Source organism: Pseudescherichia vulneris NBRC 102420 (genome assembly GCF_000759795.1).
Classification (GTDB): domain Bacteria; phylum Pseudomonadota; class Gammaproteobacteria; order Enterobacterales; family Enterobacteriaceae; genus Pseudescherichia; species Pseudescherichia vulneris.
Window position 1 is genome coordinate 1 of the sequence record NZ_BBMZ01000023.1, and the last position, 20447, is coordinate 20447.

Here is a 20447-nt window from a genome sequence, read left to right on the forward strand (position 1 = left end):
GAATAAACAGTATTTGGAGTTGTAGCTGGGATATGGTTACAAAAAACACATTTCTCGTGCCTTTATATCTTCTTGATTTGAATGGCTACTTTTCTATAGCCACATAAACAACGAGCTTTTTTTGTGGCCTTTAGCGTGACATACCCTGCTTAACGTTCAGATGAATAATGCCGCTGTTACGCGGCATAGGGGGACAGTTACGCAGCTTTTTCTTTAGCAGCACACATCTCCGGCAGGTTGGCCCGCACCAGCGCCTCAGCGAACGGCGGCGGTACCGCGTTACCGCAGCGCGCAACCTGTTTGTCTTTGGCGTAACGGGTTCCCATGTAGTCGCGGTCGATGATGTACCACTCCGGGAAGCCCTGGGCAGCATAGAGTTCGCGCGGCTGGAGCATGCGCATACCGATATCGACTATGCGGTAAACCACGCCGCTGATCGTCACCAGGCCATCGCAATCCGCGCCGCAATACTCCCGCAGGAACGCCAGCGTTTGATCCGCGCGCTGCTGGTCATACGCTTCAACCGCCAGGGTGGTTTTTACCTCTCCTACATGCAAGCCGCCTGCGGTTAACCCTGGTGCAGGCGCGTCAACTACCCGGCCATCCTTGCAGGTACCACGTAGCATCACCAGGTGCGAGGTTAGCAGGCCATGATGATCGGTGGTGGTGACCGTGTGGGCCGGTTCGTCCAGAGCCACACCTGCGCCCTGGTAGTTGCCCCCGAAATGCTTGACCAGATTCGCTGCGACCATAGCGAATTTATTGCCGCCAGCCGTCACAGTGCCCAGCGGGTTATTCATCTGCAGCACGCGAGGTGCCTGGCCGGGGCGCTCGCCATAACCCATCTGGATCAGCGTCGGGCACACCAATTGCGATTTTCCCCCGCCGCCCGCGGTAACCGTCGCGCTCGGCTCGTCCGCGCGATGGCCGATGCTGGCACCGAACTGGCGTGCGACAAACGGCGCGAGCTCTGCTTCAACCAGCCCTAGTGCGTGACCATTGCCGCCCGGGCGCGCCGACGTGCCTGCGGTTACGGTTGGTACCGGATCTGTGACTGCCTGCCCCGTTGCGCCGGTACGGAATTTCGTCAGATGCGGTACAGCGATAGCATAACCGTGCGTTTTGGTGATTGTCTGCAGCGGCTCCGCCAGCGACTGGCCCCGGAAACAGTCGTATTTCGTCTGGTTACTGGTGTGGTTGCACTTAACGATAAACGGCGAGGCGCTATCCAGCACGAACCTTTGAATGCCGCGCGCTATGCGTTTGAGGGTGTTCTCTGCCAGTGCCTTTTTGCGGTCAAATATGGACGGGGCCGGGATTGACCAGTCGATACATTCCGCCGCAGTGCGCCACGGTTTGAGCTTGCCGCTCTGCACCGCTGGTGTTTTGGGGTCTCCGTGGGTCGGCTCCGGCCAGACGATAGGCTTCCCGTCTCTGCGCATAACGACAAACAGCCGTTTGCGGATAGTCGGCGCGCCGTAGTCGCATGCTCTAAGTTCACGAAACTCGACAACATACCCCAGCCCTCTAACCAGCCGTGCCGCATCCTCACTATCCAGCGGAATGTTTAAAAACTCACAGCATTCGACCAGCGCAGGATGGTTCGGATCAATACCAGTAGTTAACATGCCGATAAACGCCTGGAAGGTTTCACCAACCCTAGCAGGATCAGGACGCATCTCTCCAGCAAGCAGCGGCCCCCAGGTTTTGAACTCTTCCACATTCTCTAATTTCATGACCCGTGGCTCTACATCCAGCCCCCAACGCAGAACAACCCAGGCAAGGCCACGGATGGCTTTCTCGACGGGTTTTGCGCCTTTTGCCTTAGAGAAGTGCCTGCAGTCCGGGCTAAACCATGCCAGCGCTACTGGACGGCCGGCAGTCGCTACTTTTGGCTTTACCTCGTACACGCTCTCGCAGTAATGCAGCGTGTCCGGATGATTGGTGCTGTGCATCGCCACTGCGTTTGGGTCATGGTTAATCGCAATATCCACGCTGCGCCCGATGGCCATCTCGATCCCGGTGCTGGCCCCGCCGCCCCCGGCAAAGTTATCAACGATAATTTCTCTCACGCGTATTTCTCCATGGCAGTGGCCAGCGAACGGGCGGCGGTGATGATCGACGGTACTGGCATTTTTTCGAGCCACATCCGGTTGATGTGATGCTTCAGGCGGTGCTGGTGGTGCGCCGGGAGATCCCCGGCGTTTTCAACCTGTGCGTAAACCAGTCCCACCTCGGCAGGCCAGACTGTTTCCGACACGTCCACCAGCAGCAGACGCTCCAGCTCGATGATGCGGCTGGTAGCGTATTGCAGAAGGGGATCCATCAATCCTTCTCCTCAACACTGACGCCAGCTACCAGAAGCGCATGCTCAACATCAAAACTGCTGAGCCAGTCCCCGCCATCTTTAGGCACCATCACATGCCGCTCACCCTCGTTAATAGGATGACCCGCTCGTATTACATAGCCCTGCGGCAGCTTAACGGTGAGTGTCCGCGCCTCCAACTCAGCAACGCGACGTTCTGCGCGCTTCAGCGCGGCCAGCACAGTAGATATTGCAGGGGTATAGCGCCAATATATTGCGCCGGGACCAGACGTTGCAGCCTGTAACTCGGTCTTAGCCTTTTCGATTTTCATGCTGCATCCTCCGTAGCCGACTCACCCGGTAATTTCGCATTCCCTTTGGCGATCACTTTCTCGAGACTTTGAAAGATCCCCCGAAGACGCTGAATCTCTGAATCCTGCGCAAGCCGGTAGCTGGCCTCGTTGATCGCTCTGGTGAGTTGATTCACTGTTGCATCAGCGGAAAGCCCCAGTACTTCAGCCAGTTCGGCTTGCGCCCGGTTGAGGCTTTCGGCCTGCCGCAACATGCTTTCACTGTGCCAGCGCGCTTCCTGCTCGGTCTGCTGGAATACCTCAGCCCGGCGTTTTTCCTGCTGCTCAATAGCCGATTCGAGTCGGGTTTTTGCGCTGTAGGCTTGAGAAACCAGCCTGGCGATCTCTTCCCCATGCCGCTGGGCCAGCTGGGTTTCATGGACGTATACTGGTGCAGTGCGCATAGATAACCGGGTGCGCTCAGTTTCACGGCGGATCCCGTCAATGACCAGTTTCACCCAGGCATCACGGGGCAGCGTGTCGATCGGGCGCATAGTTGGCCCTTTCATCGTATACCAGCCGCCTTCCTTGCGAACCATCAGCCCGCAGCCTTCAGGGATGTCGGTCTTTTTGAGCATCCCATCGGGCACAGCGAAGACCACGGCGCTGGCGTACGCGAAATACTTTGTGAATTTACCGGCGGTCACATCAGCGCGGAAATCTGAAACGGAAACTTTGACCTCGTAGACTACCGGGCAGAACTTACTGAATGAGCACGGCAGTGCATAGACGTCCGGGCGCGCGGTACCGCTTGGGCCTAGCTGCATGTCTTCCCAGACAATACGAGCGGTATTCTGGCGAAGGTGCTCAGCCAGATCGTGAGCCAGTGCGTTGTGATCCCATTTCATGGCTGTACCTCACCGGCGCGCAGCTGCTGTGCATACGCAGTAGCCACTGATTGAAATTTTTCGTAAAACACTACCTGCCGATCAAAAAATCCGCCGGCCTGGCATTGCGCGTGGGTCCGGGCCATTTCCTTGGCAAAAAGATCGACTCCTTGCGCCTTCAATTCGACAATAGCCGCCTCAGTCGCTGGCTGCCGAAGCACCTCCAGTGCGTCGAACAGTAGCGCGGAGGCCGGGTTCAGCGATTTCTGCACAGGCTTAATGCCGCTGGAGCTGTACTGCCAGACCAGCTGCCCGATGATTTCGGCGCGGGCCACGTTGTCCGCCGTCAGCGCCGCGCACTTGGCTTCCAGTGAAGCAAACTTATCAGCCACTGATTTCGGTCCATCTTCGCCGCAAGCCTGCATCATGGTTGTTTCCCATACTCTTTCAGCTTGTTCAGACGCATCACGCTGTTTGACCGTTTCGCGCAGCGCAGCTGTTGTGCAGTCAAGTCGTTCGGCCAAGCGAGACATCATTTTTGCGATGTCGATGATCGCCGTGTCGCTGCTCATCGCCTTAGCAAACTCATGACCCACAGCGATCAGCTCTTTGTTGTTCAGTGATTCACTCATGCCCGTGCACTCCCAAAAATTTTATGAATTTTGTAGCCCTGCCAGTTCTGGCGGCAAATGTCCGCAATGGACGGCCGTGCTGATGCTTTGGCTGCTTTGGCTTGCGGTTTTGCTTTTGCCGCTGGTTTTGCTGGTGCTGGCGGCGCGGCTGGTTTAGGCCGCTTGATGTTGAACTCCCCGTCGGGCACCAGCGTAAAAACCGGGTGATGCGGCTCGCCTGCGCGGAGAACCACAGAGCGCCGGATTAGGTGCAGCAGGAGGTTGTGTGCTTTCTTGCAGTCGCATCCCAGCAAGGCCTGCACCTGACGCGGGGTGACGGTCTGGTTTTCGCGTAGGTAATCGACGATCGCCCAGAGTGATTTGCTGGCCATGATCACGCCCTCCCCCTTTTGAGACCGAACTTCTCCCGGATCTCCTTCACCCGTAACATGTTCTGCTCGCGTGTCAGCGGCTTGCCACCCAGCACAGGGAGACGGGCAACCGGTTCGGGAAGCTCTTCACCGTGACGGATACGCTTGATTATCTTCGACAGCTCATCAGCTGCTTTGCGGTTTAACTCCATATCGCTGAGGCCCGCAGAACGCATCTGCTGGTACAGCGTGGTAACCAGCCAGTAACAGGCCCGGAATTTCACGGTGTGAGGCGTGATGCCATGATCCGGCCACGGGTAGGACTCAGCGTCGTGGTAGCGGCTCCGGTTTCGGCAGTATTCGTACACCAGCGAAACGAGCTCATTCTGGTCAGGCAGCCCGAGAGCGGCACTATCCTCCGCTTTGCACCAGGCGACAAACTGTCCCGGTGATGGCAGGAATGGTTTTTCCTGGCGACGGGCAGCGCGCATACCGGCGTTGATTTGTTCCAGGGTGGTGATGCCGTTTTCTTTGAAAGCCCACAGCCACTGGCGGCGCATTTCGTCCAGGTCTTCCTGGCTTTTGCTGGCCAGCAGGGGGAACGTGGCGCGCAGCTGGCGGAACAGCTCATTAAAAATCTCTGCCGTTTTCGCCATCTGCTGCCGTGGCAGTTCGTCCTGCAACTCTGGCAAGCCGTGAGCCATACGGCGCATGTTTTCGCGATCGAAATCGTGCATACGTTCAGCAATGTTTTTCATCAGAGCACTCCGTTAATCCAGTCAGTGTTGTCCAGCGCGCCTGTGCCAGCTTTGGATTGCGCTTGCCCCGGGTTACGCTGACGCTGGAGGCTCAGCGTGTCCCACTTGGCGCGGAGCTTTGCAGGCGAAAGGATGTTCGTATGCCAGAACGCATCTTTGCTGGCCCACAGGAAGAGCTCGCAGATCTCGCGATGGCTACGGCCGTCGAGGTCGCGCATCAGGCGTACGTCGTTAGCCCAGGCAGCCAGAACGGGTTTCTTCGGGAAGGGTTTAACTTTTTCAAGCAGAGCGAGGATCCACTCAGCGCATTGCTGATCTGCTGCTGTACCCCACTTGGTGAAATTGGGGGTGTAAATCACTGCATCAGGATGAGCTGATAAAAAAGCCTTCAGGCGGTCGTCTGAGGATTCGCCAGAATTCTCTGACGAAGATCTTTTAATATTGTTATTGTTATAGTCTTGGGTGACTACCGTTTCCGGGAAGGTTTTTCCCGATTTCGGGAAGGATTTTCCCGTTTTCGGGAAGAGTTTTCCCGTTTTCGGTTTGTCTAAAATCCAGGCTGAAAGGTCAGTATTTATACCGACAATTTTCATCACGCCCTGCTTGTTACTGAAGATAATTCCACGCTCAGCCAGAGAGCTGATCGCATCAGAAACATGGGTATCTGCCAGCCCGGTCAGGCCAGAAATTACGGTATTCGTAACCCGGTCCTGCTTCTTGTTCCATCCGTAGGTCAGCCAGATCACCGCTTCAAGGCACTGCCATTCACGCCCTGACATACGCAGGCGCGGCTTCAGCTTCTGAATCTCGTTGGCGATCCTGGTGTACCCGTTGGACAGGTCGGCCATAGGACCTCCTGCTTGCTCGGTTTTCATCGGAAAATTGATAACTTCAGCCATGTTTGGCATACTGTTCTCCGCAATTACGCTCAGTTTTTGCACCCGAAAGCCGTTGGTGTTCGCGCACCGCGGCTTTCACCATTTTCAGACCTGTCATACTCCCCCCAGCATTGTTGAAACCATGGTCATCAGCGGTCCGGCCAGATCTGGCTCAAGACGAAACATAGCCACGATCCCCTCGCTCATTTCTTTAAGCTTCTGATGTCTTGGCGCGTCTAACAAAATGGCCCGCTTCGCCTCGGCAACCTCCTTCTCGGCATGCGCCAGCCTCGTTATTTTGCAGTCTCCACCCACCAGCGAACCGCGATGCTCCAGCGGCAGAACAGCCAGAATAGCGGGCGTCAGCTGGCGAACCCGATTCCGGCACTCGTCCGTATCGAAACGGTTATCGAGCCAGCGGAACAACTTCTGTCGGGCGCGGCTGATATCTGCCGGAAACTCGACACCCTCCCCGCCGCAGCTGCGCCACTGATCCACGATGTGAGCAGCAACGACGTCCTGCCCGGCAACCGCTGCCCAGGCGCGGACGGCGTCGCGAATATCGACATGGTTCGGCTCTTTGGCTTGAGAGCGATTTATCATCGCTGCCTGCAAAAAAGGGTTACTCTGCTGATATGTAATTGTTTGCATAGTTAAAGCTCCCGTTGTGGTAAGCCGTCGGTTGGGTTGGGATAGATATCGCTGCGGATTTCATGGGGAGTGATTTCCCACTCAAGCAATTTGCAGATTGGCAACACACGATGAGCAGGAACCTCATGGTTTAACCAAAGGCTTACAGCCTGTGACGTAGTGCCAAGCTTTTTCGCTATTTCGGTTTGGGTCATCACAGCGCAAACTCGTTGTTTTATAGATTTTGTCATATCAAGACCTCAGTGATTGAAAACCAAGATTACAATATGAAAATAATTTTTTCAATGATAGTTGAAAATTATCTTTGCAATGCGGAATGAAAGGCTACCTTGTAGAATGGAAGACATGAAAACTGCACCTCATGAAGCGTTTGCCTACCGGCTCCAGCTCGTAAGAGATGAGTTCGGATGGAACATGTCAGATATTGCCAGGAGAGCGATGGTTACTCCCCAGGCGGTTCAGCAGTGGGCGAAAGGTGAATCAGCTCCGAGAGGAGATAGGCTGAAACGCCTAGCTGCTGCCACTGGAAAACCGGAGCATTGGTTTTTCATGCCTCCAGAAGCTGGTGATAGTGGTCTTAGCGCGGTCACAGCTCCCCGGCAGTTAGATGAGAAAGAAACAGCCTTGCTTGCATTGTTTAATCAAATGCCTGAAGCGGAAAAGTTACGCCTTATTGTCCACGCTAAAACCACCCTCCAGCAACTAGACCTACTCAAGGATGATGTGTTGAGCATCATTCAAAGCATTCAGAAGTAACCGCCCACCCCTTTAATTTCAATGCAGTCGCCTAGCTGGCTGCATTCTGCCGCTTCAAATTGAAAATATTTTTTTCATTTCGCTTGTCAATTACAAAACTTATTTGTATTGTTAGCCCATCGACAACACGCGCAGCGTTGTCAGGTTAAATAAACGTTCTGACGCCGGGAAAGACCGGGGAAATGTGATGGCAACTACCAATCAGGCAGTACCAAACAGCGGGAAGGCAGTTCCAATGCGCAACCAGCGCACCGGCGCAGCTTGGCTCGTCTCGTTTAATCATATCGAAGGCATGTACTGGCACGAGCCGCAGGGCAACCTGCGCCACATTCGCCGCCCGTATGCCGCCCGCAACATTGAGCCGCATCTGGTACCGGCGGGGACGCACTGATGAATACGTTATTCGCGTTAGTGCTGACCGTGGGTATGACCAACGGCGATTTTCAGGATGCGGTGCTGGGTGTGTATGAAAACGAGCGCCAGTGTGAAGCGGCAGCCGTTGAGCAGCAGGTGGCAGGCAACTGTTATCCGGTGGAAAGAATTGTCCGCGCCGATGAAGTGCCGGCCGGTACCACCGTCCATTTATGAGGAGTTGAAGATGTGTAACTCGACCAAATGCTCGTACTGCCGCATGCCGATTGAGGAAGGGAAAGAAGTTAAAAACACCCTGCTCTTCATTCGCGGCGCGCAACTGGCCCGCGAGCAACGCGATTACTGTTCTGTTCGTTGCGCTTCGTACGACCAGATGGCCCACGAAAGCTAACGTAAACCCGCGCAAGGCGGGATCTACGTCCGGTGCCACCGACCAAAGTACACCGGAATTTTTACCAAACCAAAACAACACCCAATGGGCGCTATCTCTGGCCCGGGGATCTTACATCCAAAAAAGAGGATCCGACATGGAATTTTTCTACTTAATCAAAGCAACGCAGAAGTCAGGGAAACCTGACGGCGTTATCTGGTTCAGTGCCAAAACCGAAGCACGCGCCGCCCTGACGCTCGACGTTGAGCTGGAAGAAGCTGGCATCGAAACTGGTCGCGGTAAGGACTATGGCAAGCCGATCCGTACTGATTTCCCGGTGGTCAATGATCTGCCGGAAGAAAGTACTGTCGACTTCACCTGGTGCGATCGCTATACCCTGGACGACGATGGCCGCACGTGGTCACCGGTCCCGGGCGAAGCTGGCGCAGCTGCTGCGCCGGTAGTAAACGTGGAAACCCAGCCTACCCAGCCTGCCGCGACCAATGTGGATCTCCGCCCGCTGTCTCGCCTGCGTCTTATCCAGCGCCTCATCGCGCACCTTATCCATGATACCGAGCTGGACCAGATCACTCTGGAGCAGCACATCGAGATCGGCTTTATGGAAGGCAACGGCGAGGGCTGTTTTGTTAAGGGATTGCTGCTGGCCATTGCAGACACCCCGGCAATCAAGGAGCTTTCCGCGCATGTGGAATGGAAGCTTATCAAAGCGGTTAAAGCTGTGTTCCCTCAGGATCATACTCACGAAGCCGAACGAATCGCCCACTTCGTTAAAGACTGGGTAGCGGCTGAAACCAGCGAACGCGCCCTGTTGGTGGAAGGCTGGCTCAGCGGCAAGCTGCCAGCCCCCCAAAAAAACGCCACCAGCATGCCAGTCGAATCAGCAGGATCCGCAGACATGGAGGATGAAAATGATTTCGGCAAGGATGACGGGTGGACTTCTATTCGTGAGCTCTCCTTGCCTCAGCAGATTGTTGCCGCGTGGATGTTTGACCAGCAGCACATTGACCCTCAGCAACTGAACGAAGTCAAAGAAGCGGTACAGGCTAACAACAGTGAAACCTTAAGCATTGTTGTTGCCGCGCTAACTGATCCGGCGGTAGTAAATCTTACTGGTGGGGTAACGGCAGGGGTGATCCGTGCAATCCGGCAGGTATGGCCAGAAGACTATCGCGACAACATGACTGCAGATCTGGTGAGACAGTTTACCTGCGCGTACACCACTGCCACAGAGGAGGGGCGAAACCATGTCGTTCAGTCATGGATCGAGAGCCAACAAGCTCTGATGGAAGACCCTGAAACCGCTGATGATGCCGCGTCTGGTCATCAGAACTATTCATACAATCAGCGTGTGCTGGGAACCTGGTTATTCGGCCTGTTCAACGAGCTGAGCGCCGAACAGTCAACCGAGGTCACCCGTATCAGCCTGGACATGGATGCTTCCTACCCGCAAAACGTGCTGCTGGCATGCCGCAATGAGCAGGTTCGCCAGCTACAGCATGTTTTCCCCGAAACCCTGGCAGATTTGTTTTCCGATACCCAGTCTGTCTGGCCAGTCGACGGCCCGGCACCGCAGCTGGCGCAGCTGGTCTCGTTCTTCAAAGAGTGGATCGACGCATATAACAACAATTCCTCTATCACAGCCCCGGGCAAAAAAATTGACCGTGATGGCGTCACTGCTAAGTGGCTCAAGAAAGCAGGCAAAACAGCCATCCAGCGCACTGACACTGGCACCAATGCTGGCGGCGGGAACCCTACCGATCGCAATCCGGATCTGAAACATACGCTCGACACTCTCGATATTGAAATCGCGGCCGCCCTGCTGCCCATGGATTACAACATCTACGAGATCCCGGGTGGCGTGCTACGCCGTGCGAAAGAAATCATCGCCAACAAAGAAGAACCCTGGAGCTCCTGGAGCACTCAGCTGCGCAAGACGCCGGGCATTCTGGACTTTTCCCGTGCTGCCATTTTCGTTCTGATCCGCAATGCGCCTGAAGGCATCCATAACGAGACTCCAAAGCTAATTAGCTACATCGCGCAGAACGGCAAAGAAGTGGCGTTCATCCCTGATACAGGGAGCGACGACAGCGAAGCGCGCTGGCAGGCTGTTGAATCGCTGCTGATCCCCCCTGCTGCTGCGCCAGCTGAAGCTGCACAGCCCGAAGTTAAGAGCCTCGGCGGCGGCGTGTTCTCTATCGATGGTCTGCTGGGTGAAAAAACAAACCCGGTCATCAAAACCCCCTCAAATGAAGTCGCAAAACAGGAAGTGGAGAGCGTCGTACATGTGCAGATGGAAGAGACTGACCCGGGCAAAGTCGAAGCTGGTGATGCAGTATCAGCGGTCGAAGGCGCTGATGCAGCTGCTGCGCAAGCAGGCGGTGTAAACCCGGCGGATATTCTCGCCGCCGCTGCCCCCGAACTGGCGAGCAACGTTGCCGCTGATCTGGACCAGATTATCGAACCTCTGAACCAGGATGAGCCGGAATTACCTCAAACCGAACCGGAAACGCCAGTAATCGAACCAGAAGCGGACATTCCTGAGCCAGAGGCTGCCGCGCAACAGTGGCCAGCCTATTTTGAGCCGGGCCGTTATGAAGGGCTACCGAACGACGTTTACCACGCCGCGAATGGCATCAGCAGCACGATGGTGAAAGACGCCAGGGTTAGCCTGATGTACTTCAACGCCCGCCACGTCACTAAGACCATAGCGCGCGAACGTTCCAAAGTCCTGGATATGGGCAACCTGGTGCATGCGCTGGCGCTGCAGCCGGAGACACTGGCCGCCGAGTTCAGCATCGAGCCGGAGATCCCGGAAGGTGCGCTCACCACCACGGCGACGATCCGCGCCAGCATCGACGAGTACAACGTCAGCCTGCCGCCGCAGCTGAGCGCTGATGATATCAAAGCACTGCTGGAGGCCCATAACGCCACCCTGCCCGCGCCGCTGCCGCTGGGCGCAGCAGTAGACGAAACCGCAGAAAGCTATATGGCGCTGCCGGATGAGTTCCAGCGCATCGAGGCCGATAAGAAGCAGACCGCTGCAGCTATGAAGGCCTGCATCAAAGAGTACAACGCCACCCTGCCCGCTCCGGCGAAGACCAGCGGCAGCCGTGACGCGCTCCTCGAGCAGCTGGCGGTCGTTAATCCTGACCTGGTTGCACAGGAAGCGCAGAAGCCCGCGCCGCTTAAAGTGTCTGGTACCAAAGAGGATCTGATTCAGGCGCTCAAGGCGGTCCGCCCGGATGCCGTATTCGCCGACGAGCTGCTGGACGCCTGGCGCGAAAACCCGGAAGGCAAGGTGCTGGTAACGCGCCAGCAGCTGGAAACCGCGCTGGCTATCCAGAAAGCACTGCATGCGCACCCGACCGCCGGGAAGCTGCTGCAGCATCCTGATCGCGCCGTAGAGACCAGCTATTTCGGCATTGACGAAGAGACCGGGCTGGAAATCCGTGTGCGCCCTGACCTTGAGCTGGACGTGGATGGTGTCCGTATAGGTGCCGACCTTAAGTCGATCTCTATGTGGAACATCAAGCAGTCAGGTCTGCGGGCGAAGTTGCACCGTGAAATCATCGATCGCGATTACCACCTGAGTGCCGGTATGTACATGGAGACGGCAAGCCTCGACCAGTTCTTCTGGATCTTCGTCAATAAGGACGAGGATTACCACTGGATTGCCATCGTAGAGGCGTCCCAAGAGCTGGTAGAGCTGGGCATCCTTGAATACCGCACGACCATGCGCGCCATCGCCAACGCTTTCGATACTGGCGAGTGGCCAGCGCCGATCACTAACGACTACACCGACGAACTCACCGATTACGATCTGCGCCGCCTCGAAGCGCTGCGCGACCAGGCATAAGGGGAAATGACAATGTCTACAGTAATTTCTAACACTGAAAATAAAACGCAGATGATCGACAACATTTCAATACTGACCAACGGCGAGTTGTTCGAGCGCCTCCGGACCTTATCGGCAGTCATGGCGAACAGCGGCGCGTTTGTACCAGAGCATTTTCGTGGCAAGCCTGACGCATGCATGGCAGTGGTAATGCAAGCTGCTCGCTGGGGTATGGATCCATTCGCCGTGGCTCAGAAAACGTTCATCGTCGGGAATAGCGGCGTACTTGGTTATGAAGCTCAACTGGTCAACGCTGTTGTTACGAACATGTCTCCCACAAAGGGCCGTCTGCATTTTGAATGGTTTGGTGAATGGGAAAACATCGTTGGCCGGTTTGTTGAGAAAACTAATGGACAGGGAAAAAAATACATCGCGCCTGGCTGGAATCTGAAAGATGAGGCAGGTGTGGGTGTCCGCGTGTGGGCAACCATGAAAGGCGAGGACGAACCCCGTGAACTCGTTCTGATGTTGTCTCAGGCTCAGGTACGTAATTCAACACTTTGGGCAAGCGACCCCCGCCAGCAGCTGGCTTATCTGGGAGTTAAACGCTGGGCGCGCCTTTACTGTCCCGATGTGATTCTTGGTGTATACACCGCAGATGAAATCGAGGAGCGTCAGGAAAAAGTAATCAACCCGGCGCAGCAGCAGCGTGTCACTTTGGGCGAAATTACCCGCGGCGCTCCTGAGGCAACCACAAGCGCACAGGAATCCGGTACCAATATTGACGTGCTGGCCGACGAGTTCCGTGATCGCATCGAGGGTGCTCAGTCGGTGGACCAGGCCAAAGCCGTGCGGGTGGATATCGAAGCAGCCAAAGCCACTCTCGGATCGGCGCTATTCACTGAGCTGAAAAACAAAGCCGTTCGGCGCTACTACCTGGTCGATGCCCGCAACAAAGTAGAGGCGGCCATTAACTCCCTGCCCCAGTCCGGTGAGCCGGATGCTGCTGAGCAGTTTGCTAAAGCCGAGCAAACACTGGCTGCAGCCAAACGTAACCTTGGCGACGAGCTGTATAACCAGTTCGCCATTACCCTGGACGATATGAAGCCGGAATACGTGAGCTGATAAGGGAGGCGGGAGGGGCAACCCTCCCGGTAACAAGATGAGCGAGAAACAAACCCGCTGGACCAATGAAGAGCTGAAGCTACTGCTAACCCACAATAACCAGCAAATCGTCGAGCAGACCGGCCGGTCGCTGACCGAAGTAGAGGACCGCCGACTGCTGGCGAATATAGAGCGGAACTGCTGGGACGTATTGGATCCGGAGCGTGCTGAATGAGGCTGATTAACCGAAGCAGGAAGGACTCCCCACTGGCGCGTCGGGCCTGTGACGCCGCACTGGCGAAGCATGTCGAGCGGTTCGGCGATTACGCCAGCCGTGCCACCCGTAGCGAATACACGGTGCAGGTGGACGGAGCCAAGATAAAGGTCGAGGTGGAAAACCGCAGCACCAGCTACGTGGCCACGGCGATCACCGGCGCACGACGTCTGCGCCGCCTGGCCGGTCGGATGTCTTGATATCGAAATATCATCAACGTGCGATCAGCATAGTTATACTCGTGCTGATCGCCAGGTACTGCATATGGCACAAGTAATTTTCAATGAAGAGTGGGTTGTTGAGGAAAGGCTCACTGCCAGAACGGGCCTCGATAACCGTCAGATCGAAAAATATCGTCAAGGGTGTTGGATTGAAGGCGTGCACTTTAAACGCGTCTCTCCATCAGGGGAAAAAACATTGCGCGGCATTACCTGGTACAACTACCCCAAGATCAACCAAATGATTCAGGATGCATAGGATGTCAGATTTGCCCAAGGGCGTGGAGATAAGAGGTCAAAGCATCCGGATCTGGTTCATGTATAAAGGTAAGCGTTGTCGCGAAGTACTCAAGGGGTGGCTTGTCACCCCTGCAAATATCAAAAAAGCAGGTCAGCTGCGTATGCTGATCGTTAGCGAGATCAACCTCGGACAGTTCAATTACCGCTCGCGTTTTCCTGACTCTAAGCAGGCGCAAGCCGTACAAAAAACGCTCATTATAAACACGTTTGGCGAGCTTGCTGATGCCTGGCTAAAAAATCGTGAAATTGAGCTCTGCGCAAACACGCTGCGTAAAACAGGCTCGCAGATATCAACGCTTAAAGTAGTCGTAGGCAAGAGCACAGTCATCAGGGAGATTAGCTATAACGATGTGCTTCGCTACCGCAGTGAGCTACTGCATGGCTCAACCCTGTATCCTCTGGACAGGCGCTCAAATAAAATCGGGCGCACTGTGCGTACGGTCGATAATTACATCTCTTTGCTTTGCTCTCTTCTGCGCTTTGCCTATAAGTCTGGATTTACTGAGAGCAAGGCATTTGAAGGCGTCAAGAAGCTACAGAAGAGCAACACCAAACCGGATCCTCTGATGCGAGAGGAATTTGCGAAGCTAATGTCAGCTTTGAGCGGCCAGAGCCATAATATGTGGAAGTTCGCGGTGTATTCCGGGCTCAGGCATGGTGAACTCGCCGCGCTTGCATGGGAAGATATCGATCTCAAGGCGGGTACGGTAAACGTCTCCAGGAACCTGAATACCCTGGGGATGTTTGGGCCACCCAAGACGCAGGCAGGCTTCCGGACACTGCAGCTTCTAACGCCAGCGCTGGACGCCCTGAAAGAACAAAAGAAGCTGACAGCCGGGTTTCCTGAAACAGAGATCGTTTTCTATCATCGAGAATACGGCCTGACGGAGAAGCAGCAACTTCGTTTCGTTTTTATGCCCCGGCCAGCAAAGGGAAAGCAGAAGCCGTATTATTCATTGTCCAGTATCGGGTCAAGATGGAACGCCAGTGTAAAACGTGCTGGCATTCGTCGCCGTAATCCGTACCATACACGCCACACATTTGCATGTTGGCTTTTGTCCGCAGGCGCAAACCCGTCTTTTATAGCCAATCAGATGGGGCACGAAAACGCGCAGATGGTTTACGAAATATACGCGTCCTGGATTGAAGATCTGAACACTGAGCAGGTGGCCATGCTTAACGATAAGCTCGCGTTTTAATTCGTTTTGTCCCGTCTATGCCCCATTGAAGATTTGAGTGATTAATAAATGTCGCAAAATCAAGAAGTTAACAAGAAAGAGCAGTACAACTTAAACAAATTGCAGAAGCGCCTGCGCCGTAACGTGGGCGAAGCCATTGCCGACTTCAATATGATTGAGGAAGGCGATCGCATTATGGTGTGCCTCTCCGGCGGTAAGGACAGCTACACCATGCTGGAGATCCTGCGCAACCTGCAGCAGAGCGCGCCGGTTAACTTCTCGCTGGTGGCGGTAAACCTCGACCAGAAGCAGCCGGGCTTCCCGGAGCATATTCTGCCTGCCTATCTGGAGCAGCTGGGCGTCGAGTATAAGATTGTCGAAGAGAATACCTACGGCATCGTGAAAGAGAAGATCCCCGAGGGGAAAACCACCTGTTCACTCTGCTCACGCCTGCGTCGCGGCATTCTCTACCGCACCGCAACGGAGCTGGGCGCGACTAAAATCGCCCTCGGCCATCACCGCGACGACATCTTGCAGACGCTGTTCCTGAACATGTTCTACGGCGGGAAAATGAAAGGTATGCCGCCGAAGCTGATGAGCGATGACGGCAAGCATATTGTCATCCGTCCCCTGGCCTACTGCCGTGAGAAGGACATTGAGCGTTTTGCCCAGGCCAAAGGCTATCCGATCATCCCTTGCAACCTGTGCGGCTCCCAGCCGAACCTGCAGCGCCAGGTGATCGCCGACATGCTCCGCGACTGGGATAAGCGCTACCCAGGCCGCATCGAAACCATGTTTAGCGCCATGCAGAACGTGGTGCCGTCGCACCTGAGCGATATCTCGCTGTTTGACTTTAAAGGTATTACTCACGGTTCGGAAGTAGTGGACGGTGGCGATCTGGCGTTTGACCGTGAATCCATTCCTATGCAGCCTGCGGGCTGGCAGCCGGAAGAGGATGAGACGCCGCTGGATGCCCTGCGCCTCAACGTAGTGGAAGTGAAATAATACGATGGCTCTCCGGTAGACGATCGCCGGAGAGCCTGATTTCTGCCCTTCTCTGCCCTACTTCAGCAGCATGACCCGGCAGCTCTTGCCTTTGATCTTACCGCTCTGTAGCTGCTTCCACGCCTGGCGAGCAACGCTCTGCCGCACCGCAACATAGACGTGTGCCGGATGCACGGTGATCTTGCCGATATCCGCCCCGTTTAATCCCATATCACCAGTCATCGCGCCCAGCACGTCTCCCGGACGCATCTTGGCTTTTTTACCGCCGTCGATCACCAGCGTTGCCATCTCTGCTTCCAGCGGCACAACCTTGACGTTGGCGGGCGCGTTGAGCCAGTTCAGTTTGATCTGCAGCATCTCGGCAAGAATATTGGCGCGCTGCGCCTCTTCCGGGGCGCAGAAGCTGATGGCCAGGCCGCTGTTACCGGCGCGAGCGGTACGCCCAATGCGGTGCACGTGCACTTCCGGATCCCATGCCAGCTCGTAGTTCACCACCAGCTCAAGGGATTTAATGTCCAGGCCGCGGGCGGCGACGTCGGTGGCTACCAGCACGCGGGCGCTGCCGTTGGCAAAACGCACCAGGGTCCGGTCGCGATCGCGCTGCTCAAGATCGCCATGCAGGGCCAGCGCCTCCTGGCCAGCGTCGTTCAGCGCGTCACACACCTCCTGACAATCCTTTTTAGTATTGCAGAACACCACACAGGAGGCAGGCAGATGCTGGCTGAGCAGCTTCTGTAGCAGGCCAATTTTACCGTGGCGCGAGGTTTCAAAGAACTGCTGCTCGACGGCAGGCAGCGCATCAACGGTGTCGATCTCGATGGTCTGCGGCGAGCGCTGAACGCGGCCGCTGATCGCCGCGATGGCTTCCGGCCAGGTAGCGGAAAAGAGCAAGGTCTGGCGCGATGCAGGCGCAAAGCGGATCACCTCGTCAATGGCGTCGCTGAAGCCCATATCCAGCATCCGGTCCGCTTCATCCATCACCAGCGTTTGCAGAGCATCGAGGTTAACAGTACTTTTTTGCAGGTGATCCAGCAGGCGGCCCGGCGTGGCAACAATGATATGCGGCGCGTGCTGCAACGAGTCGCGCTGTGCGCCAAAGGGTTGACCGCCGCAGAGGGTCAGAATTTTGATATTCGGCATATAGCGCGCCAGGCGGCGCAGCTCGTTTGCGACCTGATCCGCCAGCTCACGGGTTGGGCAGAGGATCAGAGACTGGGTCTGAAAGCGGCTGGCATCAATATGTTGCAGCAGACCCAGGCCAAACGCCGCCGTTTTACCGCTGCCGGTTTTTGCCTGCACGCGCACATCCTGACCGGCAAGGATCGCGGGCAGCGCCGCAGCCTGCACGGGCGTCATGGAGTGATAACCCAGCTCGTTAAGATTATCGAGCTGGGCTGTGGGCAGGGTATTGAGTGTTGAAAAAGCGGTCACAATATTTTCTCGCGGTAAAAGGCTACGTCAGCAGGCGCGTATCCTCTCAGATCTGCCTCTTTAACGCGACATTTTAATCGGCTCCTCGTTAGGCGGCGGATCGGGCAACGGCTGCGGACGGGGAATAGGCTCGGGAACCGGGACCGGATCGGTCGGTACGGGATCGGCAGGCAGAGAGTCAGTGGGATTCACTAAGGTAAGGCCGGACATGTTTACCTCCTGGTGTTGGCATCGCTCTCTTTAAGGGTAGAAGCTGATGAACAAGAGGCAAAAAAAAGCCGACTATTATAAGTCGGCGTCGTACGAATCAATTGTGCTATGCAGTAATTCAAAAAAGGAAGTAAGACAATATGGAGCGCAACGCCCATCGCTTGACGTTGCATTCACCTGCGAGAGAGATATTGCCCTGATTCGCCTTTTTATTTATTGATTTCGCGCAAGTAAAACGGCGTTTCTATGTTCATATTTTGTTAAAAATGTGAAATTTTACAGCCATTTACTGCGATGCAGCCACCACGTAACTCCGCCGATCAGCACCACCAGCATCAGGCAGAACAGCGGGAAGCCCATATGCCACTCGCCGCCGGGGATCCCACCCAGGTTCACGCCAAACAGGCCGGTTAAAAAGGTGCTGGGTAAAAAGACCATTGCCATCAGCGACATGGTGTAGCTTCTGCGCGTCAGCGACTCCTGCATCACCTGGGTAATCTCATCGGTCATGACGGCGGTGCGGGCAATACAGGCATCGATTTCATCCAGGCCACGTCCCAGCCTGTCGGCGATATCCTGCATCCGGCGACGCTGATCGTCATTCATCCACGGAAAACGCTCGCTGGCCAGCCGGGCATAGACGTCGCGCTGGGGAGCCATGTAGCGGCGCATTACGATGAGCTGCTTGCGCAGAAGAGCAAGAAAACCGCGCGGCGGGATCTGCTGATCGAGCAGATTATCTTCCAGGTCGATGATCTTATCGTGCAGCTCTTCAATAAACTCGCTGGCGTGATCGGTTAGCGCGTCGCAGACGTCCACCAGCCAGCCGCCGCAGTCCACCGGCCCGGTACCCTCCTCCAGATCCTTGACCACGTCGTCCAGCGCCAGCACTTTTCGCTGGCGGGTAGAGACAATAAGCCGCTCATCCATATAGAGACGCATGGCGACAAGCTGATCGGGACGCTCGTCAGTGCTGCCGTTGATGCAGCGCAGCGTGATTAACGTCCCTTCGCCCATACGGGTAACGCGCGGGCGCAAGCTTTCACCAGCCAGCGCATCACGTATGTTATTAGGCAGCAGCGGCGTGGATGCCAGCCACTGGGCGCTCTCCGGCTGGGTATAGTTGAGATGCAGCCAGCACGGATGGGCACCGTCAATAACGTCGTCATCCCCCAGCGGCTTTACGCCACCCTTGCCATCCAGCAGCCATGCAAAAACCGCATCCGGCACGTTAACGTCCGATCCCTTAATCGCCTCCACGGCTCCTCCACATTTAGCACGCTAATAGTGACAGTCTAGCCGGGCGGCGAAAGTAAGTAATCTGAAAATTAGCCATTGCACTGAATTTGCAGGGGAAAAGGTGAGTTTTCCGCAGGTGCAGAGCCTGCCAGGCGGAAGTTGCGCGTTCTGCCTTGCAGCTCAATCACCTGACGCTTAAGGACGTCGGAGGATCCAGCCAGCTCGTCGACCATCGTGGCGTTGCTTTGCGTGACGCGCTCCAGCTCGGAGAGCGCCTGGGTGATCTGCGCGATTCCCTTTTCCTGCTGTAGCGTCGCCACGGAAACTTCATCCATCAGCTTGCTCAATACACCGGAGCCGGAGACGATCTCAAGCATGTTCTTTTCTGCTTCATCAACGATGGTGACACCCTGGGATACGTTTTGCGCGGTAACGTCAATCAGTGATTTGATGCTTTTTGCCGCCTCGGCGCTGCGGTGAGCAAGATGACGCACTTCACCGGCCACCACCGAGAAGCCTTTACCGTGCTCCCCTGCCCGCGCCGCTTCTACCGCCGCATTGAGCGCCAGAATATTCGTCTGGAAAGCAATACCGTCAATCAGGGAGATAATTTCCGTCATCTGTCGCGCGCAGTCGGTAATGGATTGCATATTGGCCGCCACCTGCGTCATCAGCTCGCCCCCCTGACGTGCGCAGCGGGTCGCCTCGCCTGCCTGCTGGCTGGCAAGCTGGGTATTGCCCGCGTTATTTTTGGTGCTGGCCGCCATCTGCTCCATGCTGGATGCCGTCTGGATAAGCGCCGCCGACTGCTCTTCGGTCTTTACCGACAGTTCAGTACTGCGAGCAGCAAGCTGTTCAGAGAGATCCATCGCGGACTGGGAGGAGGCACGAATTTCACGCACCAGCGTGGCGATGTTGCTGGCGAGGCTGTTAATGCCGGGGATCAGTCGTCCTGCGCAGTTGTTGCCAAACTCAGGGATCGTCGCAGACAGGTTGCCCGCCGTGACGTCATCAATACTCTTTTTCACCGTATTAATAGGCGAGACGAGATAGTTCGTCAGGTATAGCCACATAAATGAAAGGGTTAAAACAGATACCGTGCAAATTAGCAGTAGCAGAGTGCTATTTTTTGTGAGAACTATCACTAATATATTCATTAGCCCAAATGAAACAAGCAGGGATATCATTATGAACGTGCGCACACTCATATTTCGGAACATAAAAAGCACCATTGTACATCAGCAGGAGATAGCCGTTTTATATCATCGGAAATAGGCTTTTTCACCACTATTTTTCATAGTTATTATGTTTGCCGTTAAGTGATACCAATTTGTAGAAGAGCGGAATTTTACTCTACCAATACCCATTAAATCAGATTTATCG

General features: G+C 55.5%; 25 protein-coding genes. 11 read left to right on the plus strand and 14 right to left on the minus strand.

Going from position 1 to position 20447, the window contains the following annotated elements; translation table 11 throughout:
• Positions 1-197: 197 nt before the first annotated feature.
• The 10 genes from EV102420_RS16960 to EV102420_RS21600 all read right to left on the minus strand — a co-directional run bounded on the left by EV102420_RS16960 (position 198) and on the right by EV102420_RS21600 (position 6981).
• The gene (locus EV102420_RS16960; RefSeq protein WP_042394166.1) at positions 198-2072 is read right to left on the minus strand and encodes a DNA cytosine methyltransferase; all 1875 of its coding nucleotides are present in this window, start codon (positions 2070-2072) and stop codon (positions 198-200) included.
• Complete coding sequence (locus EV102420_RS16965; RefSeq protein ID WP_042394168.1) at positions 2069-2326, minus strand: hypothetical protein; 258 nt, start codon at positions 2324-2326, stop codon at positions 2069-2071. The genes EV102420_RS16960 and EV102420_RS16965 overlap by 4 nt, the downstream gene beginning before the upstream one ends.
• Positions 2326-2637 carry a hypothetical protein gene (locus EV102420_RS16970; protein WP_042394171.1) on the minus strand — a complete coding sequence of 104 codons (312 nt, stop codon included), beginning with the start codon at positions 2635-2637 and terminating at the stop codon, positions 2326-2328. Before EV102420_RS16970 ends, EV102420_RS16965 begins: the two co-directional genes overlap by 1 nt.
• Positions 2634-3503, minus strand: a complete 870-nt coding sequence (locus EV102420_RS16975) for an MmcB family DNA repair protein (RefSeq protein ID WP_042394172.1) — start codon at positions 3501-3503, stop codon at positions 2634-2636. Before EV102420_RS16975 ends, EV102420_RS16970 begins: the two co-directional genes overlap by 4 nt.
• Positions 3500-4114, minus strand: coding sequence for a hypothetical protein (locus EV102420_RS16980; RefSeq protein ID WP_042394174.1), 615 nt, complete (start codon positions 4112-4114; stop codon positions 3500-3502). Before EV102420_RS16980 ends, EV102420_RS16975 begins: the two co-directional genes overlap by 4 nt.
• Positions 4111-4485, minus strand: a complete 375-nt coding sequence (locus tag EV102420_RS22160) for a hypothetical protein (protein WP_131406023.1) — start codon at positions 4483-4485, stop codon at positions 4111-4113. The genes EV102420_RS16980 and EV102420_RS22160 overlap by 4 nt, the downstream gene beginning before the upstream one ends.
• 2 nt (positions 4486-4487) lie before the next feature.
• Entirely contained in the window at positions 4488-5222 is a 735-nt protein-coding gene (locus EV102420_RS16990; protein WP_042394177.1) for a replication protein P, read from the minus strand.
• Positions 5222-6130, minus strand: coding sequence for a phage replication protein O (locus tag EV102420_RS16995; RefSeq protein WP_042394180.1), 909 nt, complete (start codon positions 6128-6130; stop codon positions 5222-5224). Before EV102420_RS16995 ends, EV102420_RS16990 begins: the two co-directional genes overlap by 1 nt.
• 84 nt (positions 6131-6214) lie before the next feature.
• Positions 6215-6751: a toxin YdaT domain-containing protein gene (locus EV102420_RS17000; protein ID WP_042394183.1), complete on the minus strand. Its 537-nt coding sequence runs from the start codon at positions 6749-6751 to the stop codon at positions 6215-6217.
• 2 nt (positions 6752-6753) lie between these two features.
• Complete coding sequence (locus tag EV102420_RS21600) at positions 6754-6981, minus strand: transcriptional regulator (protein ID WP_072015293.1); 228 nt, start codon at positions 6979-6981, stop codon at positions 6754-6756.
• A 106-nt stretch (positions 6982-7087) separates the two neighbouring features.
• Here EV102420_RS21600 and EV102420_RS17005 point away from each other — a divergent pair, with 106 nt between their 5' ends.
• The 11 genes from EV102420_RS17005 to ttcA all read left to right on the plus strand — a co-directional run bounded on the left by EV102420_RS17005 (position 7088) and on the right by ttcA (position 16184).
• The gene (locus tag EV102420_RS17005) at positions 7088-7507 is read left to right on the plus strand and encodes a helix-turn-helix domain-containing protein (RefSeq protein ID WP_077776557.1); all 420 of its coding nucleotides are present in this window, start codon (positions 7088-7090) and stop codon (positions 7505-7507) included.
• Between the two features lie 187 nt (positions 7508-7694).
• Positions 7695-7898 (plus strand): hypothetical protein, encoded by a 204-nt coding sequence (locus tag EV102420_RS22375; RefSeq protein WP_131406024.1) that lies wholly within the window; start codon positions 7695-7697, stop codon positions 7896-7898.
• On the plus strand, positions 7898-8095 hold the full coding sequence (locus tag EV102420_RS17010; protein ID WP_042394186.1) for a DUF1482 family protein: 198 nt from the start codon (positions 7898-7900) through the stop codon (positions 8093-8095). The genes EV102420_RS22375 and EV102420_RS17010 overlap by 1 nt, the downstream gene beginning before the upstream one ends.
• 10 nt (positions 8096-8105) lie before the next feature.
• A complete protein-coding gene (locus tag EV102420_RS22545; protein ID WP_042394188.1) occupies positions 8106-8270 on the plus strand; it encodes a YdaE family protein in 165 nt (54 codons plus the stop codon).
• A gap of 136 nt (positions 8271-8406) precedes the next feature.
• Positions 8407-12126, plus strand: a complete 3720-nt coding sequence (locus EV102420_RS22380; protein ID WP_052512382.1) for a RecE family exodeoxyribonuclease — start codon at positions 8407-8409, stop codon at positions 12124-12126.
• A gap of 12 nt (positions 12127-12138) precedes the next feature.
• Positions 12139-13230: a RecT family recombinase gene (locus tag EV102420_RS17025; protein ID WP_042394191.1), complete on the plus strand. Its 1092-nt coding sequence runs from the start codon at positions 12139-12141 to the stop codon at positions 13228-13230.
• A gap of 37 nt (positions 13231-13267) precedes the next feature.
• Positions 13268-13444: a hypothetical protein gene (locus EV102420_RS22550; protein ID WP_165570673.1), complete on the plus strand. Its 177-nt coding sequence runs from the start codon at positions 13268-13270 to the stop codon at positions 13442-13444.
• Positions 13441-13683, plus strand: a complete 243-nt coding sequence (locus EV102420_RS17030) for a DUF4060 family protein (protein WP_042394193.1) — start codon at positions 13441-13443, stop codon at positions 13681-13683. The genes EV102420_RS22550 and EV102420_RS17030 overlap by 4 nt, the downstream gene beginning before the upstream one ends.
• A 64-nt stretch (positions 13684-13747) precedes the next feature.
• On the plus strand, positions 13748-13960 hold the full coding sequence (xisR, locus tag EV102420_RS17035; protein ID WP_042394195.1) for an excisionase family protein: 213 nt from the start codon (positions 13748-13750) through the stop codon (positions 13958-13960).
• Between the two features lies 1 nt (position 13961).
• Positions 13962-15200 carry a site-specific integrase gene (locus EV102420_RS17040; protein WP_042394197.1) on the plus strand — a complete coding sequence of 413 codons (1239 nt, stop codon included), beginning with the start codon at positions 13962-13964 and terminating at the stop codon, positions 15198-15200.
• A gap of 48 nt (positions 15201-15248) precedes the next feature.
• Positions 15249-16184: a tRNA 2-thiocytidine(32) synthetase TtcA gene (gene ttcA / locus EV102420_RS17045; protein ID WP_042394199.1), complete on the plus strand. Its 936-nt coding sequence runs from the start codon at positions 15249-15251 to the stop codon at positions 16182-16184.
• 57 nt (positions 16185-16241) lie between these two features.
• On the opposite strand, the gene dbpA is transcribed toward ttcA, so the two are convergent.
• From dbpA to EV102420_RS17060, 4 genes are all read right to left on the minus strand, one after another.
• A complete protein-coding gene (gene dbpA / locus EV102420_RS17050; RefSeq protein ID WP_042394201.1) occupies positions 16242-17615 on the minus strand; it encodes an ATP-dependent RNA helicase DbpA in 1374 nt (457 codons plus the stop codon).
• Positions 17616-17675: 60 nt separating this feature from the next.
• Entirely contained in the window at positions 17676-17825 is a 150-nt protein-coding gene (gene ynaL / locus EV102420_RS22555; RefSeq protein WP_165570674.1) for a proline-rich small protein YnaL, read from the minus strand.
• A gap of 276 nt (positions 17826-18101) precedes the next feature.
• A complete protein-coding gene (gene zntB, locus EV102420_RS17055) occupies positions 18102-19085 on the minus strand; it encodes a zinc transporter ZntB (RefSeq protein ID WP_042394202.1) in 984 nt (327 codons plus the stop codon).
• 68 nt (positions 19086-19153) lie between these two features.
• A complete protein-coding gene (locus EV102420_RS17060; protein WP_072015294.1) occupies positions 19154-20284 on the minus strand; it encodes a methyl-accepting chemotaxis protein in 1131 nt (376 codons plus the stop codon).
• Positions 20285-20447 lie beyond the last annotated feature (163 nt).

Bases quoted from the DNA above. Each gene is read 5' to 3' on its own strand.
- EV102420_RS16965 (WP_042394168.1), bottom strand. From the start codon at position 2,326: ATGGATCCCCTTCTGCAATACGCTACCAGCCGCATCATCGAGCTGGAG.
- EV102420_RS16970 (WP_042394171.1), bottom strand. From the start codon at position 2,637: ATGAAAATCGAAAAGGCTAAGACCGAGTTACAGGCTGCAACGTCTGGT.
- EV102420_RS16975 (WP_042394172.1), bottom strand. From the start codon at position 3,503: ATGAAATGGGATCACAACGCACTGGCTCACGATCTGGCTGAGCACCTT.
- EV102420_RS16980 (WP_042394174.1), bottom strand. From the start codon at position 4,114: ATGAGTGAATCACTGAACAACAAAGAGCTGATCGCTGTGGGTCATGAG.
- EV102420_RS22160 (WP_131406023.1), bottom strand. From the start codon at position 4,485: ATGGCCAGCAAATCACTCTGGGCGATCGTCGATTACCTACGCGAAAAC.
- EV102420_RS16990 (WP_042394177.1), bottom strand. From the start codon at position 5,222: ATGAAAAACATTGCTGAACGTATGCACGATTTCGATCGCGAAAACATG.
- EV102420_RS16995 (WP_042394180.1), bottom strand. From the start codon at position 6,130: ATGCCAAACATGGCTGAAGTTATCAATTTTCCGATGAAAACCGAGCAA.
- EV102420_RS17000 (WP_042394183.1), bottom strand. From the start codon at position 6,751: ATGCAAACAATTACATATCAGCAGAGTAACCCTTTTTTGCAGGCAGCG.
- EV102420_RS21600 (WP_072015293.1), bottom strand. From the start codon at position 6,981: ATGACAAAATCTATAAAACAACGAGTTTGCGCTGTGATGACCCAAACC.
- EV102420_RS17005 (WP_077776557.1), top strand. From the start codon at position 7,088: ATGGAAGACATGAAAACTGCACCTCATGAAGCGTTTGCCTACCGGCTC.
- EV102420_RS22375 (WP_131406024.1), top strand. From the start codon at position 7,695: ATGGCAACTACCAATCAGGCAGTACCAAACAGCGGGAAGGCAGTTCCA.
- EV102420_RS17010 (WP_042394186.1), top strand. From the start codon at position 7,898: ATGAATACGTTATTCGCGTTAGTGCTGACCGTGGGTATGACCAACGGC.
- EV102420_RS22545 (WP_042394188.1), top strand. From the start codon at position 8,106: ATGTGTAACTCGACCAAATGCTCGTACTGCCGCATGCCGATTGAGGAA.
- EV102420_RS22380 (WP_052512382.1), top strand. From the start codon at position 8,407: ATGGAATTTTTCTACTTAATCAAAGCAACGCAGAAGTCAGGGAAACCT.
- EV102420_RS17025 (WP_042394191.1), top strand. From the start codon at position 12,139: ATGTCTACAGTAATTTCTAACACTGAAAATAAAACGCAGATGATCGAC.
- EV102420_RS22550 (WP_165570673.1), top strand. From the start codon at position 13,268: ATGAGCGAGAAACAAACCCGCTGGACCAATGAAGAGCTGAAGCTACTG.
- EV102420_RS17030 (WP_042394193.1), top strand. From the start codon at position 13,441: ATGAGGCTGATTAACCGAAGCAGGAAGGACTCCCCACTGGCGCGTCGG.
- xisR (WP_042394195.1), top strand. From the start codon at position 13,748: ATGGCACAAGTAATTTTCAATGAAGAGTGGGTTGTTGAGGAAAGGCTC.
- EV102420_RS17040 (WP_042394197.1), top strand. From the start codon at position 13,962: ATGTCAGATTTGCCCAAGGGCGTGGAGATAAGAGGTCAAAGCATCCGG.
- ttcA (WP_042394199.1), top strand. From the start codon at position 15,249: ATGTCGCAAAATCAAGAAGTTAACAAGAAAGAGCAGTACAACTTAAAC.
- ynaL (WP_165570674.1), bottom strand. From the start codon at position 17,825: ATGTCCGGCCTTACCTTAGTGAATCCCACTGACTCTCTGCCTGCCGAT.
- EV102420_RS17060 (WP_072015294.1), bottom strand. From the start codon at position 20,284: ATGTTCCGAAATATGAGTGTGCGCACGTTCATAATGATATCCCTGCTT.